We start from the raw sequence: 13,327 nt of genomic DNA on the forward strand, positions 1-13,327 counted from the left end.
ACAGCGCCTCCCACGCGACGATCACTCGAAGGCGCCGCTCACGTGATCTTGAGCGATATCCAGCAGCTCTTTCTCATCCTCGCGACTGACGCCAAGCCAAGGGCGAGCAGCGATGGTGTTCGTGTAAGCAGGCATCGTGATCGAGCGCCTATAGCGCGTATTCTTGCGATTGGCTTTGACGAACCGGCTACCGCCTTTGCCAGTCTTCAAGTAGATCTTGGCCGGGCGCGCCGGGTGACGGATGGTGCCGCCGAACTGATGGATGGCGCCATAGGGCGCATTGGTGCCAACCAGGACGGCCTCATTCCCATCCGTTTGCCACGATGCCATGTCGCCGAGCATGTGGAAATCAAACTTCAGAATCGGGACGCCGGGGCGCTTCTTCTGTTTCCAGCGTTTGTAGCTTGGTTCCAGTGCACGCCATCGCTGTCCGGTCGGATCACGCTCCTTCTTGGCTCGCTCGCGTGTCGACCTCAGCAGGTACTCGCCCCAGTCTCTCAGGATCAGTTGCCGCGCTTCGCCCTCCAGCTGGCGCAGCGCATCAGCCAGACCAGGTGTTGCCGAATCCAGGGTGACTTCGAGCTGCGCCATCAGAGTGCTCCCTGCAGCAGCTGCAGCGTGCCATCGGCGACGCTGCGCTTGAGATCAGAAGGCCTCAGCATCTGCAGCTGGGGCTGGATGGTGCTGACGCCCGTTTCCGAGATGGCCACGTCGACCACCATGAAGGCCGGGCGCCCCACCGCAAGGACATACCGCAGGTGGCCTGCGGCCACGTCCAATAGGATGGCCACCGCATCGAGCAGGCGGATAGGCAGCTCGGCTGCGGCGATGGCGACCGCGCCAGGCCGAGTGATGGGGAGCTGCTCAGCCAACACTGCAAAGGCCGCCGTCGCTGGTCGAACGGCAGCGCGCTGCAGCTGCGACACCAGACCGGGAGACAGTGCGCCGGCCAGGTAGCGAGCAGCGTGCGCGGCATCAGCGTCAATGCTGGCCAGCCAGCTGGCGTAGCCGGCCTGCAGGGCGTCCCTGGCACGCGGCCGCGCCAAGGCCTGGGCGGCACTGGCGGCAGCGGGTGCCGCTGGCAGCCGCGCGCCCGTCTCCAGTGCACTTTGCAGAGCGGAGGTCAGTTGGCCTGTCAGCGAGGGCGGTGTGACCGGACCACCACGCCCGCCGGGCCAGTGGTCCGCCGTTGCTCCAGGCGCGTAGCCGAAGCCAGGATCGACGCCTGCCGGCGTCAGCACCGTGCGCGGTCCACCGGGACTGCGCTGCCCGACCGTCACCGACTGCATCACAACCTCAGGGGCCGTGTCGGGGCCGTCCTTGCCCAAGCGGCGCAGATCGCGTTCGTTGAGCGCATCGACGTAGCACTGGCAGCCCCAGCCGTTGGCCGGATAGTGATAGCGCCACCAGGGATCATCATGGCGCAGCACCATGCCATTCCAGGACACGTGCAGTGGCCGGGGGTGTTCGACGGCATCGTTGTGGTTGTAGCGCCAGAACGGCCGTACCTTGATCAGCTGCTGCAGCTGGGCCCAGCGCCCGGCGTTGTAGCTCTGACGCAGGTTGGTTTCGTAGATCACCCGCGAGCGCCAGTTCCGGCCGCCGTTGTAATCCCAGCCATGCGTGGCCACGATGCGGTCGAAGTCTTCGCGGAACTGCTCCAGCGTGCGGCCCTCGGCGATGACACGGTCGATGGACTGCTGGAAGTCGGCCAGCAGTGCGTCACGGTTGGCACCGGCCACCATGAAGCTGGTGTCGTGCTCGGCCTCCCATACGTCCAGGTAGCTCTCGGTGAGCACGTTCTTCTTGCGACGGAAGAACTCGATCTGCTCCTGGAACGGCAGTTGAGCGTAAGCAACCCCAGCCATTGATCAGTCTCCCGCGCCTTGGACGTCGCTGCGGCCGGCCAGCGTCGCTGCCGTCATCGCATCGGCCATCACCGAGGCGTAGTCGTCCAGGGTCATGTTCGGATGTAGCTCGAACAGCCGGTCGCGCAGTTCCTCCAGCGAATCGACCTCATCAACCAGCTGGCGGATCTGCTCCACCCAACCAGCACCCAGGGGCGACAGTCGCCGATCAAGCTGCCGGCCCAAACCGATGGCAGGATCAGGCGCCTTCGGGGTGCTGTCGGCAAAGGCCGCCGGATAGTGCCGGCGCAGCAGGCTACCCACCGCACCGCCGGCATCAGCGAACTGCGGCCCATCGATCGCTGTCGGTACCGCAGACGGCTCCGGCGGCGCCTGGACAGGCTCGTAGTTGTCCCCATAGGTCTGGTCCATGTAGACCTGCTTGGGCTTGTAGCCCAGGTCGAGGATCTTCTTATCGCGGCTGGCTGTGGCGTCTAGGTCCTCCGGCTCTTCCGTGACGCGGTAGACCCGCGGGATGGCCGCGCCAGGGAAGTTCCATTCGGTGAGCCAGCGCGCCGGACCCTTGTTGAAGGACTCGCACACCAGGTCGGCATCGGCGGTGATGATGTCGCGGCGCACTTCCCGCTGCAGCTGGTCGTTGCCCAGTTTGCCGGGCGTGCCCTGGGTGCTGGCGGTCTGGCCCAGCACCACCTTCTGGATGGTGGCGTCCATGTAGTCCTGCAGGGCTTTGTAATCAGCCGTGCCACTACGCCCGGCCTCCAGCAGCGCCAGCTCCATGCCCTTGGGCATGATGATGCCGCTGTCGGTCTGGAGCGCGCGCGTGGCCTGCAGCAGCTTGGACTTCTCCGGATCGGTTGCATCGACATCGTACTTGCCCACCGCGGTGGGCATGCCGAACTTCTCCAGGAAGATCAGCCAGAACTTGAGCCCGTTGCGCTTGAACAGCACCGGCCAGTACAGCCAGTGCGCCAGCCCCAGGCCGTAGGGCTCATCGTCGTGATCGGCACCGGAGCAGAAGTTCCAGAAGTACGGCGCGAGTGCCGGGACGCCCTCCGTCATCTGGGTCTGGGTGAGCAGGCGCAGGTCGCCTTCCTTGCCGTAGCGGAAGCGTCGGCGATTGCGGACCTTGATCGCCTCCAGGCCGATGCGGGTGCCGTCGACCTTGTACAGGATCTCGGCCACGCCGTAGCCGTAGAACACGCCAAACAGCATCTTGCGGGTGACGTTGTCCCAGCCGATCCCGTGCAGCTGCTCCTGCAGATACTCTGCCGCCTGGCGGTCGATGCGCTTCTCGCCACCGGGCTCCACCTGCCATTCGCAGGCCACCACCGAGTCCTGGCGCGATCCGAAGGTGGTTTTCACCTCCGGATCGGACAGCACCTGCTCGTAGATCTGCAGGTCATAGCCGCCCCGATTGCGCAGCACGCTATCAAAGGGCAGCAGCAGCGGCCCGGTGTAGCCACGGGTGATGTCGATGCCATCGGCGGTGGTGGCAATCTCGCGGCCGATCTCTGGGCGGGCGATGGTCATGCGAATCCTCCAAAATCATTGCCGCCGCTGACCGTGCCGAAGGCATCATCGGTCACGACGGTGGCCACGCCGTCGGCTCGGCCGTCGCCGATGTAGGCGCGAGCGCCGGCCGCCTGGAACTCGATGGGTACCGAGGTGACGTGGTTGAGCGCGGCAAACTGCATCAGGGCGCCTGCGATCGCGCCGTCGCCGTGGCGCACCAGTTCCGGATCCTGCAGGTCCTTGCGCTCCAGGCGCGGCACCATCGGAATGCCATCAACGTACTCCACGGCCCGATGGTCATCCTCCAGCGATGCGTCCCTGGGCACGGTGATGAATCCGTCCTCGAACAACGCGATGTACTTGGGCATCCATTCGCTGTACCAGGGGCGCGACAGGGTGACCTCGTGGATTGGGCCACCGCTGTAGCGGCCCGTCTCGGCATCGAGCTCGGCACGGCCGTAACGGTCGCCTGTGTACTCCATCAGAGTCTGGCCCGGCCCGGTGGCGTCGCCAGCGAACGACCAGCGGCCGCGGAAGCCCTCATTCAGCGCGTCCAGAAACGCCCACAGGATCTGCTCCTGCTGGCGGGTGGGCGCGTTGGCCATCTCGATCAGGAACGGCACATCCCGGCGCAGATCCTGACTGACCTTGGCCGGCTTGATGACCGAGAAGTGGCGGTGGCGCGCAAAGTCCATGCCGACCGCCCAGCGCCCAGTGAACCCGGCCACCGCAGCACGCAGCACCGGCAGCAGCGTGGTGGCGATCCAGACCGAGCACCAGATCTCGCGTTCCTTCTCCGAGCGCTTGGGGAAGTCGTCATCGAAGACCAAGCGCAGAACGGGGCGAACCTCGGGCATGGCCCGATCAATCCAGACCGAGGGGATGGCCGAACCATCCCCATCGCGCGGGATGACGTCCAGCTCCTCGCGCATGGCGGCCTTGCGCGGGCCATAAGCCGAGCGGATGGCGGTGTACCACTCCTTCTTGCCCTCGGCGGTGGCCACCTTGCCACGCATGGCGCAGACCCGCTCGTACAGGCCGTTGGACACGGCATCATCGAAGCTGATGCGGATGACCCCGGCCTTCTTGCCGTACCGGCCGGCCTGGACGTCCTGCACCAGCTGATTGAACGGGTTCTTCTTGCCGCGGTGGGTGGACCACACGCGGATCCGGCCGCCCCAGATCAGCAGCGCGGTGGCTGATTCGAGCACCTTGGCCACGTCCTTGTGCAGCGCCGCTTCGTCCAGGTCGACCACGCCCTGCAGGCCGTGGATGTTCTCCGGGCGCGAGGACAGTGCCGTGATACGGAAACCACTGGCGAAGCGAACCCGGAAGGCCTGGATCTGCCGGCTGGTGCCGTCCGGCTGCTGGTCCTGGAAGATGTGCTGCTCGATGCGAGAGGCTTGGCCCTGGGCAATGATTGGCGCGAACTTGGCCACATAGCCAATGAATTCCAGGCCCTTTTCCTTGGTGTCGGCCATGTACCACACGTTGTCGCCGCCGGCGTCCTTGGCCGAGGCGGCGGTGATGGTGTCGCTCAGCGCCTGGGCGAAGGTGATGCCAGTGCGGCGTCCCTTCTCGCAAACCGCGATATCCAGCCCTTCCTGCATCCGGATCCATTCGGACTGATGGGCCATCAGCACACCGGCCTTGCTCGGATCGAAGTTGGCCGAGATCGAGCGCACGCTCTCAGGCAGCTCATCCCAGTCCAGGACGCGCTCGGTATCCGGCAGGGGACCCAGTGCACTCACTTAGCCGACTCCATGCAGCACCTTGTTGCGCCAGAACTCCACGCCCTCGGCGTCCAGGCCCTTGGCTCGCGCAGCCTCCTCGACCCGGCTGGCCGCGTCGACGAGCGCCTTCTGGCGGATCTCGCCGGCCCACTTCTCGCGCACGATGGAAGAGCGGGTCAGCTCGGCAATGGCCTTGGCCGCCTTGCTGTACAGCGCAATGCGATCGGCGGGGGAAATGCTCTCGTCGTCCTGGTCGGCTGCCTCCTGGAACTGCAGCAGTGCTTCGAACAGGTCGGTCTGCAGCAGGCCCATCAGCGCGCTACCGCGCTCGGCGGCATTGTCCGGCGCCTGCTCGGCCACCAGTTTCATGGCTTCGGTGCTGGCACTGATCGAAGCCAAGCGGCGCTTGAGCCGCTTGGCGCGTTCGTTGACGGTGGTCTTGCTGATCTCGTAGCCCTGTTCGCCCAGCCATTCGGACAGCGAGATGCTGCCACCGAAGGCGTTGGCAACCAGGCGCCGATCCAGCTCGTCACGCACATCGGCCGGCAACAAGTCGATCTTGCTCACGGGAGGCATGGGGTCACCAGTACTTCGGCGGGCGGGCGATCCCCGGACCGCAGTCGATGCTGTACTCGACGATGTCCACACCGTGGCGGGTCAGCTCCGCCGACCACGGCCCCGACGGGGATTTGGTGATGTCGATCAGGCGACGGGTGTCCAGGTAGTCCAGTTCCCGGCGAACCTCCAGCGCGGTGGCATCCGGGTACATGTCCTGGGCCGCGCCGGCCAGGACGGCTTCACCGATCGGATAGGGGCGTGAGCGATCCAGCACCAGCAACATCAGCCAGCGCAGCTGCTCCCTGCGCAGCTTGCCCAAATCCGGGCCTTGATTTCCGTGACTCACGGCGTGTTCCCCTTGCTTTGCATGTTCGTGATCTTCGAAGCCACTGCATCAAGCTTTGCCTCGATAACGCTCTGTCCGCGGGCATAGTCCTCGCGGCGGACGTAATCCTTCGCAACTTCCAGGCGGAAGTCGGTGAGGTGACTCTCAACCTCGCGCCAGCGCTTGCTGTCGTTGATCAGAATCGCCAGCTGCTGATCAGTGCGTTGTTGCAGCTGGTTGACCAGCCAGCGGCCGCCGGCGATCAGGCCGCCAAGCAGCGTGATGCCGATGCCTGCGAACCACACCAGGTAGAGCGGTTGCACTTCAACGATCATGGGTTGGTCTCGACGGGTAGGCGCTGTCCGGTGAGGACGCCGATGACGCGCTGGCAGGAGCGGACGTGGTCTTCAGCTTCGGTGACGATTTGAAGAGCAGTGCCTGCAACCTCTGGACGTAGTTGGGCGCTCGCATCACGTTCGACGGCGCCAGAGACGGCTTGGGACAGGCGGGCGGTGTGACAGGTGGCGAGGTCGTCGCGCAGCTGGAGATTGCCAGCGCGCAGGTCAGCCACAACAGCAGCAGGGATGGACGCGGACGCCTCCCGATCATCTTCATGTTGGTCTCCGATCTGGGCCATTTCCCTGGCCTGGGTATGCTCGGTGTCGCGAGCATTGCGCTCGCTTTCCAGTTGCGATTGAAGCGTGGTCACGCGCTGCTGCGCCCTGGCATCACGGGCTTGGGCGTCCAGCGCATTGCCGCGATAGAGAAGTGCTGCGGCAATGGCGACCAGCAGGAGCACCAGCAGCAGGGCGACCGTTGCGGTCAGGGTGCGGACCATCAGTACCGGCCCTCGCACATCGCGCGCTCAGCTGTGCGGCGGCGCTCCAATCCCTTATAGGACTTGCCGCCGGCATTGGCCCAGTTGCTCAGCTGGGCACATGCGAGGTCCCAGCGGCCTTGATTGGCGTAGACACGGATCCGCGGCTGCTGACCATTGCGCAGCGTGCACAGGCCGTCCTTGACGCCAGCACCACCCGGACCGACGTTGAAGGCGAACGACGTCAGGGCGGCCGCCTGGTAGTCCGTCATCGGCACCTTGATGCAACTCTGCACGGTGTTCCAGGCGACGCCGAGGTCCGACTGGAGCAGACGCTCGCATTCGGCGCGGGCGTAGGTGCGCTGTTCTACCTTGGCCGTATGGCCGTAGCAGACCGTCAGCTTCCCGACGACATCACGATAGGGCTGGGCCGAGTAGCCCTCGAAGGGCTGCACCAACCCGAGCAGCAACGCCAGCATGGTTGCCAGCATTCCGCCCGCGATGGGCAGTGCCTTGTTACCGGGTTGCTCTGCTGCCATGCGCCATCTCCAGGGAAAGATGGCCGACGGGCAGACGAGGATGCCCGTCGGCCAGGTGCGCCATGCGCACACCAAACCGATGGGCAGAGTTTCAATTCCTATTGGATCGGAGTCTTGGGACCGCGGTCCGCACAACCACTGGGAAATGCTGGTAGTGCGATCAGGCCAAGAGGCTAATCGCCTTTTGGCCTATGCGCCTCCCACCAACTATTGGCAGACGCGGCCGGCGGTGCTGTCTGCCTTTCAGAGTGAGCGGCAGGCGCCGCCCCCGAAGGGGAAATCAAGGTCTTTGGGGGAGCCTCAACCGTACGAACTTCTACATCCCCGCACCGCTTGGCAGCAAAGGCACTTTGCAGCTGAGATCGCCGTTCTATCGATGTCCTCTTGGCTTCATTTCGTTCGATGACATTCCCAATCCCAAAGTCCCCCAGAAAGCTCGCAACGGACATACCACTGAACTTCGCCTGCTGCTCTACCTGCCGATCAAAGGCGTCAACCTTGGACAGTTCAATCCGAATCTGCTCACAAGAATAGTTCAACGTCTCGTAGCCAGTTAACGGCTGCAACCGGCCATAGCGTTTGGTGGCACAGCCGCTGACAGATATCACCAGCACTGCGCCAGCAATAGCGAGCACTTTCCACTTCATGTTTTCCCCCTGGTTGATTTGCTCTTACGCCACATCACTCTGACGAGCCGTGCTTTTTCGTTTTGAGTTCCGGTTTCGACTGGGCGAACGCAGCACTTGTTTTTTCAAGAGCCACCTTCGCGTCTTCAGGACTGTTCCGGTAGTTGTTCAGCAGCATCGCCTCGCGACTTGTCAACTGCACCCCTTCTCCTGATGCGCCCATGCCGGTGAGAAGCCAGAGCGGTTGAGTACCGAATAGCAGATTCAATTTAACGAGCAGTTCGACCTCTACTGGACGCGTTCCCGCCTCGTACCGGATGAGCGTGGTTCGCCCGATGCCGAGCAGCTCAGCGAAGTCCTTCTGGCTTCTATCGCCCCGGATCAACCTAAGCCTTTCGCCGGTGTCGCGCCGGCTGTCGTTCTCTGAGTTTCCGTCAGTCATTTTGTTCCCGATCGGGTATTGACAAGTGTTCCCGAACGGGAACATCATTACTTCCACTGGCAGCGCCTACAGCAGCCAACCAATGGAACAAGGATCAAAGGATACACGCGATGAGCGAACCCGCCCCCAGCCTGGATCTTCACCTCAAGGTCCGCACCGCCTTCGTTGGCAAGGGCACCAGTCTCCGCGGCTGGTGCATGGAGAACGGCGTCCCCCCGCAGAACGCCCGGGACGTCCTCATCGGGCGTTGGAACGGCCCGAAGGGTCAGGCCCTGCGGCGCCGGCTGCTGAAGGCCGCAGGCCTGAGTGCTTCCGCATGAATACCGCCGGCCGCCCCCTGGACGAAGTCCCGACCCGCGAACTGGAGCTGTTGCTTGCCTCGGCCCGTGACCAGTACGCCACCGCTGTGAACAACTGGCAGCGTGCTGTTGAATCGGAAGAGCCTCTGGCCAACACCCTGCCGCTGGCTGGCGCCGTCGACGCAGCTGACCGCCGCGCCGTCCGGATCCTGAAGGAGCTGGCGCGCCGCCAGCAGGGCGCTGCGGCATGAGCGAGCAAAGCATCTTCGCCCGCCTGCTGTTCGCCTTGGCCGGGCACAGCCGCACCGGCTTGCGCCTAAAGCCCATTGCCGACGGCATCGGCGAATCCCCCAGCACCACGCTGCGCAACCTGCAGCGATTGGCCGAAGACGGCCTGGTCGAACGCTCCCCCTTCGATCAGGACAACTGGCGCCTGTCCCCCCGAATTGTCCAGATCGCCCTGGCCCATCAAGCCGAGGTGGCCCGTGAAGAACGGCAGCTGGACGACTTCAAGAACCGCTACAGCCGTAGCCCCAACTGATGACGAGGATCGAAATGGCAGAGAAGCAACCCAACAAGCGCGGCGCCAAGCCACTCGCCCAGGCTGAGCCGGTAGGCACGGAGCTGGATGCGGGCAAGCTGGTCGAGCGCAGCCAGGAACTGCAGGTGATGGCGCAGGCCGAAGCGCAGGTGAAGAGCTTGGCCACCACACTGGGCTACGCAGGCGCACTGGACACCGATTCGCTCTGGAGCATGGTCGAGTACCGCCAGCGGCGCTCCGTCGAGGACATCCTCGAAATGGGCAGGGGTCTGCTGCTCATCAAAGAGCAGACCGCGCATGGTGAGTTCCAGGAACAGATTGCCACGCGAGGATTCAACTACCGGACGGCGGCGCGCCTGATGACCGTCGCCCTGAAGTTCTCCAAAAGTGACACGGTGTCACTTTTGAAGGCCGCCGGCACCCAAGCCAAGGTTCTGGAACTGGCGGTTCTGGACGACGAAGACCTCCAGGCCCTGGAATCCGGCGAGCCGGTTGCTGGCATCACCGTGGATGATGTGGAGCGCATGAGCGCCAGCCAGCTGCGTGCCGCTTTGCGCGAAGCCAGGGCGAATGCCGACGCAAAAGATCAGCGCATCAACAAGTTGAGTGATGATCTGAACAAGGAGTCTGAGAAGACCCTCAAGGCCCAGCGCCGCTGGCAGGCCGCCACCGCGGACGAGCAGCTGGTCACTCTCAAGCAGTCGGTCACCGAAGCCGAGCAGAACGTTCTGGCTGCCATCGGCAGCGAGGGCAGCGGCCTGCGCGCCTCCTTCCAGGCGTTGGCCGACTTCGCCTGTGACAACCACGTCGAAGAGGACGCTGCACGGTTCCTGAGCGACGTGATTGGCCGCCTCCTCACGTCGGTACGCATCGCCCGCGACGATGAGGATCTGGCCATCGCGATCCCTGTCACCAACGACGCGGGGATCTGACGTGTCCGAGGTCCTCATCCAGGCTGCGGCCAGCCAGTTGCTGGCGGCGCCGCACGGCAGCAAGGGGCGCATTGCCTCCGCGCTGGCCGAGCAGCTGGGATGCTCGGTCCAGACCGCCTACCGTCACCTGTCCAAGGTGACGGCGGCTCTCAAGCCCCGCAAGCGCAGATCCGATGCGGGCGAACTGTCCCTCACCCGGGACGAAGCTGCCTCTATCGCGGCCCTCGTGGAGGAAACCCGTCGCTTGACCGGTACCGGCGCATTGCCGGTTGAAGAAGCCGTGGATGCCTTGCGCGCCAACGGAAAGATCGAAGCGATGCGCGTGGACAAGGGTACCGGCGAGGTGGTTCAACTGAGCACCTCGGCGATCTGCCGTGCCATCCGCCACTACGGCTTCCATCGTGATCAGCTGGCAGCAGCAACACCGGCTGCACGCCTGTCTTCTCCGCATCCCAACCACCTGTGGCAGATCGATGCCTCGGTCAGCCGGCAGTTCTACCTGGCCGATGATGGCACGCGGGTGATGGACAAGCGCGAGTTCTACCGCGGCAAGCCAGGCAACTTCACCAAGATCGCCGAACGGCGGCTGTGGCGCTATGCCATCACCGACCATGCCAGCGGCGCGATCGAGCTGTTCTATGTGCTGGGCGCCGAAAGCAGCGCCAATCTGCTCTCGGCACTGATCCATGCGATGACCCGTCGCGAGATCGGCACGATGCACGGCGTTCCCAAACTGCTGATGATGGATCCGGGCAGCGCCATGACGGCCACCAGCACCAGCAGCTTCCTGGCGGCCTGCGGCATCGAGCCGATCATCAACGAAGTGGGCAATGCACGCGCCAAGGGACAGGTCGAAAACGCCAACTACCTGATCGAAACGCACTTCGAGGCTCTGCTCAAGCTGCGCGCCCCGGTCACCAGCCTGGAAGAAATCAACACCCTTGCCCAACAGTGGGCTCAGGCCTATAACGCCACCCGCACCCACAGCCGTACCGGCTACACGCGCCGTGATGGGTGGCTGCGCATCACCCCGGACCAGCTGCGCCTTGCCCCGGCCGTGGAGGTATTGCGGCAGCTGGCCACCAGCGCGCCGAAGGCCTGCACCGTGCGCGATTGCATGATCCGCTTCCGTTCGCAGCAGTACGACGTGCGTGGCGTACCCGGCCTCATCAACGGCCAGCGCGTGGACGTGGTGGTCAATGCTCTGGATCCGGAGGGCAGCGTACGCGTGCTGATGCCAGGCACACAGGACTGCGCGCCTGTGCACTACATCGCCCCGCGCATCGGACGCGACGACTGGGGCTTCCTGGACAGCGCTGCCCAGGTTGGCACGGAGTACCGGACAGCTCCGGAGACGTCGGCCGACGCAGCTCGCAAGGAACTGGATCGGCTGGCCATGCAGGTTCACACCGATGCTGAGGCAGCAGTTGCGCGCAAGGCTAAGCGTGTGGCCTTCGGTGGTCAGATTGATCCCATGAAGCACCTGCGCGAGGCCAATGTGGCACCGAGCCTGCCGCGCTCGGGTCGCATCGCCCAGGTCGATGCACCACAGGTGCTGGCGGCCCAGCGCATCGAGCCTGCGCCGATCCGCGCCGAGCTGCCGCCACTGAACCATGTGGAAGCGGCCATGCGCTTGAAGCCGCTACTGGAGGCCGCCGGTTCGGCTTGGTCGCCCGACCACTACGCACGCACCGCCCAACGCTGGCCGGAAGGCCTGCCGGTGGATCAGGTCGAGTCCTGGGCGCACGCCCTGGCAACGCCTGAGCGTGGTGGTCTCCGGCTGGTGGAAGGAGGTACCGCGTGATGGCTTCGCTCGACAGCATCAAGAAAGACGCACGCCTCATCCAGGAACGCGACGGATTCGGCTACTGCCAGGCGCTGGAGATCGCTGCGCGAAAGGCTGGCTTCAACACCTATGCAGCTGCGAAGGCTGCCTTGCAGGGGCGGAGGGCTCGCCCATGACGTTGCGTCTGAAGCGCCTGCTCACCGAGGCCGGCATCAAGCAGGGAGACCTGGCCAGTGCTGCAGGTCTGAGCCGTCCGGCCCTCAATGCCTTGATCAACCACGGCCAGTTGCCCACCAGCTGCGATCCGGCAGCGGTGCGCGCTGCCATCAGTTCCTGCCTGACCCAGCACGGCGTAACCGACGCCCACTGGCATGAAAAGGAGGGGCCGACGTGCGGGGTCACGCCAGCCCCGGTTTCCCCACCGCAAGACACCGATAACGACAACGACATTCACGACGAGGAAGATCCCATGCTACTGCGTTTTCAGGCTTTGACTCCACAGGCCAAGCGTCACTTCGGCCTCACCAGCAATCCCTTCGCCGATCCGGCTAGTGCCGAAGAGGTGTTCCTGTCGCCGGATATCCGCTATGTCCGCGAGAGCATGTACCAGGTGGCCCGCCACGGCGGCTTTGCTGCGGTGATCGGCGAAAGTGGTGCTGGCAAGAGCACGCTGCGCGAAGACCTGGTTGATCGCATCCAGCGTGAAGAGCAGGCCGTCATTGTTATCCAGCCCTACGTGCTGGCCAGCGAAGGCAGCGATGCCGTGGGCAAGACCCTGCGCAGCCACCATATCGCCGAGGCGATCATGGCCGCTGTCGCCCCGCTGGCCAAGCCGAAGAGCAGCCCTGAGGCCCGCTTCCGCCAGCTGCACGAATCGCTGCGTGACAGCGCCCGCGCCGGTCACAGCCACGTCCTGGTGATTGAAGAGGCCCACAGCCTGCCGCTGCCGACCCTGAAGCACCTCAAGCGCTTCCGCGAGCTGAAGGACGGCCTGCGCCCGCTGCTGTCGGTGATCCTCATCGGGCAACCCGAGCTGGGCGTGAAGCTCTCTGAGCACAACCCGGAGGTACGCGAAGTAGTACAGCGCATCGAGATCATCACGCTGCCGCCGCTGGACAACGAGCTGGGTGCCTACCTGGCGCACCGCTTCAAGCGCGCCCAGGTGCCGCTGGACAAGGTGGTGGAACAGAGTGCCATCGACGCGCTGCGCGCCAAGCTGGTTCCTTCGCGCGGCGCTGGCTCGTTGCTGTACCCGCTGGCGGTTCAGAACGCCCTGACCGCTGCGATGAACCGCGCCGCTGACCTGGGCGTGCCGACCGTCACCGCTGATGTCGTGCGGGGGGTGTGAG

At 64.6% G+C, this 13,327-nt stretch carries 18 protein-coding genes; 7 read left to right on the plus strand and 11 right to left on the minus strand.

Features of this window, described 5'->3' with window-relative positions; translation table 11 throughout:
• Nucleotides 1-21: 21 nt before the first annotated feature.
• The 11 genes from EKL94_RS13055 to EKL94_RS13105 all read right to left on the minus strand — a co-directional run bounded on the left by EKL94_RS13055 (nucleotide 22) and on the right by EKL94_RS13105 (nucleotide 8,420).
• A complete protein-coding gene (locus EKL94_RS13055) occupies nucleotides 22-591 on the minus strand; it encodes a phage virion morphogenesis protein (protein WP_126929410.1) in 570 nt (189 codons plus the stop codon).
• Nucleotides 591-1,868, minus strand: a complete 1,278-nt coding sequence (locus EKL94_RS13060) for a phage head morphogenesis protein (RefSeq protein ID WP_126929411.1) — start codon at nucleotides 1,866-1,868, stop codon at nucleotides 591-593. Before EKL94_RS13060 ends, EKL94_RS13055 begins: the two co-directional genes overlap by 1 nt.
• A gap of 3 nt (nucleotides 1,869-1,871) precedes the next feature.
• Complete coding sequence (locus tag EKL94_RS13065) at nucleotides 1,872-3,398, minus strand: DUF935 domain-containing protein (RefSeq protein ID WP_126929412.1); 1,527 nt, start codon at nucleotides 3,396-3,398, stop codon at nucleotides 1,872-1,874.
• On the minus strand, nucleotides 3,395-5,131 hold the full coding sequence (locus EKL94_RS13070; protein WP_126929413.1) for a hypothetical protein: 1,737 nt from the start codon (nucleotides 5,129-5,131) through the stop codon (nucleotides 3,395-3,397). The genes EKL94_RS13065 and EKL94_RS13070 overlap by 4 nt, the downstream gene beginning before the upstream one ends.
• The gene (locus EKL94_RS13075) at nucleotides 5,132-5,680 is read right to left on the minus strand and encodes a DUF3486 family protein (protein ID WP_158229543.1); all 549 of its coding nucleotides are present in this window, start codon (nucleotides 5,678-5,680) and stop codon (nucleotides 5,132-5,134) included.
• 13 nt (nucleotides 5,681-5,693) lie between these two features.
• Nucleotides 5,694-6,017 (minus strand): hypothetical protein, encoded by a 324-nt coding sequence (locus EKL94_RS13080; RefSeq protein WP_024957611.1) that lies wholly within the window; start codon nucleotides 6,015-6,017, stop codon nucleotides 5,694-5,696.
• A complete protein-coding gene (locus tag EKL94_RS13085; protein ID WP_008265891.1) occupies nucleotides 6,014-6,331 on the minus strand; it encodes a hypothetical protein in 318 nt (105 codons plus the stop codon). The genes EKL94_RS13080 and EKL94_RS13085 overlap by 4 nt, the downstream gene beginning before the upstream one ends.
• The gene (locus EKL94_RS13090) at nucleotides 6,328-6,834 is read right to left on the minus strand and encodes a lysis system i-spanin subunit Rz (protein ID WP_008264923.1); all 507 of its coding nucleotides are present in this window, start codon (nucleotides 6,832-6,834) and stop codon (nucleotides 6,328-6,330) included. Before EKL94_RS13090 ends, EKL94_RS13085 begins: the two co-directional genes overlap by 4 nt.
• Nucleotides 6,834-7,352 (minus strand): lysozyme, encoded by a 519-nt coding sequence (locus EKL94_RS13095; RefSeq protein ID WP_008267084.1) that lies wholly within the window; start codon nucleotides 7,350-7,352, stop codon nucleotides 6,834-6,836. The genes EKL94_RS13090 and EKL94_RS13095 overlap by 1 nt, the downstream gene beginning before the upstream one ends.
• Nucleotides 7,353-7,525: 173 nt before the next feature.
• Entirely contained in the window at nucleotides 7,526-7,999 is a 474-nt protein-coding gene (locus EKL94_RS22685; protein ID WP_228756500.1) for a hypothetical protein, read from the minus strand.
• Nucleotides 8,000-8,033: 34 nt separating this feature from the next.
• Nucleotides 8,034-8,420, minus strand: a complete 387-nt coding sequence (locus EKL94_RS13105) for a helix-turn-helix domain-containing protein (protein ID WP_064968338.1) — start codon at nucleotides 8,418-8,420, stop codon at nucleotides 8,034-8,036.
• A gap of 110 nt (nucleotides 8,421-8,530) precedes the next feature.
• On the opposite strand from EKL94_RS13105, the gene EKL94_RS13110 reads away from it, so the two are divergent.
• From EKL94_RS13110 to EKL94_RS13135, 7 genes are read left to right on the plus strand one after another with little or no spacing between them, the layout of a single operon-like run.
• Complete coding sequence (locus EKL94_RS13110) at nucleotides 8,531-8,740, plus strand: hypothetical protein (RefSeq protein WP_024957605.1); 210 nt, start codon at nucleotides 8,531-8,533, stop codon at nucleotides 8,738-8,740.
• Complete coding sequence (locus EKL94_RS13115; protein ID WP_126929415.1) at nucleotides 8,737-8,970, plus strand: hypothetical protein; 234 nt, start codon at nucleotides 8,737-8,739, stop codon at nucleotides 8,968-8,970. The genes EKL94_RS13110 and EKL94_RS13115 overlap by 4 nt, the downstream gene beginning before the upstream one ends.
• The gene (locus EKL94_RS13120) at nucleotides 8,967-9,260 is read left to right on the plus strand and encodes a helix-turn-helix domain-containing protein (protein ID WP_008267142.1); all 294 of its coding nucleotides are present in this window, start codon (nucleotides 8,967-8,969) and stop codon (nucleotides 9,258-9,260) included. Before EKL94_RS13115 ends, EKL94_RS13120 begins: the two co-directional genes overlap by 4 nt.
• A 14-nt stretch (nucleotides 9,261-9,274) precedes the next feature.
• Nucleotides 9,275-10,192, plus strand: a complete 918-nt coding sequence (locus EKL94_RS13125) for a DUF3102 domain-containing protein (RefSeq protein WP_194936670.1) — start codon at nucleotides 9,275-9,277, stop codon at nucleotides 10,190-10,192.
• A 1-nt stretch (nucleotide 10,193) separates the two neighbouring features.
• Nucleotides 10,194-11,996, plus strand: a complete 1,803-nt coding sequence (locus EKL94_RS13130) for a DDE-type integrase/transposase/recombinase (protein ID WP_185830028.1) — start codon at nucleotides 10,194-10,196, stop codon at nucleotides 11,994-11,996.
• A complete protein-coding gene (locus EKL94_RS22425; protein ID WP_008268046.1) occupies nucleotides 11,996-12,154 on the plus strand; it encodes a hypothetical protein in 159 nt (52 codons plus the stop codon). The genes EKL94_RS13130 and EKL94_RS22425 overlap by 1 nt, the downstream gene beginning before the upstream one ends.
• The gene (locus EKL94_RS13135) at nucleotides 12,151-13,326 is read left to right on the plus strand and encodes an AAA family ATPase (RefSeq protein WP_126929418.1); all 1,176 of its coding nucleotides are present in this window, start codon (nucleotides 12,151-12,153) and stop codon (nucleotides 13,324-13,326) included. The genes EKL94_RS22425 and EKL94_RS13135 overlap by 4 nt, the downstream gene beginning before the upstream one ends.
• Nucleotide 13,327: the final 1 nt, after the last annotated feature.

The sequence above is a fragment of the Stenotrophomonas maltophilia genome (genome assembly GCF_003970865.1).
GTDB lineage: Bacteria > Pseudomonadota > Gammaproteobacteria > Xanthomonadales > Xanthomonadaceae > Stenotrophomonas > Stenotrophomonas maltophilia_AR.

What these genes read in the sequence shown, in the direction of transcription:
- EKL94_RS13105 (WP_064968338.1), bottom strand. Translation starts at nt 8,420, where the DNA reads ATGACTGACGGAAACTCAGAGAACGACAGCCGGCGCGACACCGGCGAA.
- EKL94_RS13095 (WP_008267084.1), bottom strand. Translation starts at nt 7,352, where the DNA reads ATGGCAGCAGAGCAACCCGGTAACAAGGCACTGCCCATCGCGGGCGGA.
- EKL94_RS13090 (WP_008264923.1), bottom strand. Translation starts at nt 6,834, where the DNA reads ATGGTCCGCACCCTGACCGCAACGGTCGCCCTGCTGCTGGTGCTCCTG.
- EKL94_RS13110 (WP_024957605.1), top strand. Translation starts at nt 8,531, where the DNA reads ATGAGCGAACCCGCCCCCAGCCTGGATCTTCACCTCAAGGTCCGCACC.
- EKL94_RS13065 (WP_126929412.1), bottom strand. Translation starts at nt 3,398, where the DNA reads ATGACCATCGCCCGCCCAGAGATCGGCCGCGAGATTGCCACCACCGCC.
- EKL94_RS13085 (WP_008265891.1), bottom strand. Translation starts at nt 6,331, where the DNA reads ATGATCGTTGAAGTGCAACCGCTCTACCTGGTGTGGTTCGCAGGCATC.
- EKL94_RS22425 (WP_008268046.1), top strand. Translation starts at nt 11,996, where the DNA reads ATGGCTTCGCTCGACAGCATCAAGAAAGACGCACGCCTCATCCAGGAA.
- EKL94_RS13135 (WP_126929418.1), top strand. Translation starts at nt 12,151, where the DNA reads ATGACGTTGCGTCTGAAGCGCCTGCTCACCGAGGCCGGCATCAAGCAG.
- EKL94_RS13125 (WP_194936670.1), top strand. Translation starts at nt 9,275, where the DNA reads ATGGCAGAGAAGCAACCCAACAAGCGCGGCGCCAAGCCACTCGCCCAG.
- EKL94_RS13120 (WP_008267142.1), top strand. Translation starts at nt 8,967, where the DNA reads ATGAGCGAGCAAAGCATCTTCGCCCGCCTGCTGTTCGCCTTGGCCGGG.
- EKL94_RS13060 (WP_126929411.1), bottom strand. Translation starts at nt 1,868, where the DNA reads ATGGCTGGGGTTGCTTACGCTCAACTGCCGTTCCAGGAGCAGATCGAG.
- EKL94_RS22685 (WP_228756500.1), bottom strand. Translation starts at nt 7,999, where the DNA reads ATGAAGTGGAAAGTGCTCGCTATTGCTGGCGCAGTGCTGGTGATATCT.
- EKL94_RS13115 (WP_126929415.1), top strand. Translation starts at nt 8,737, where the DNA reads ATGAATACCGCCGGCCGCCCCCTGGACGAAGTCCCGACCCGCGAACTG.
- EKL94_RS13055 (WP_126929410.1), bottom strand. Translation starts at nt 591, where the DNA reads ATGGCGCAGCTCGAAGTCACCCTGGATTCGGCAACACCTGGTCTGGCT.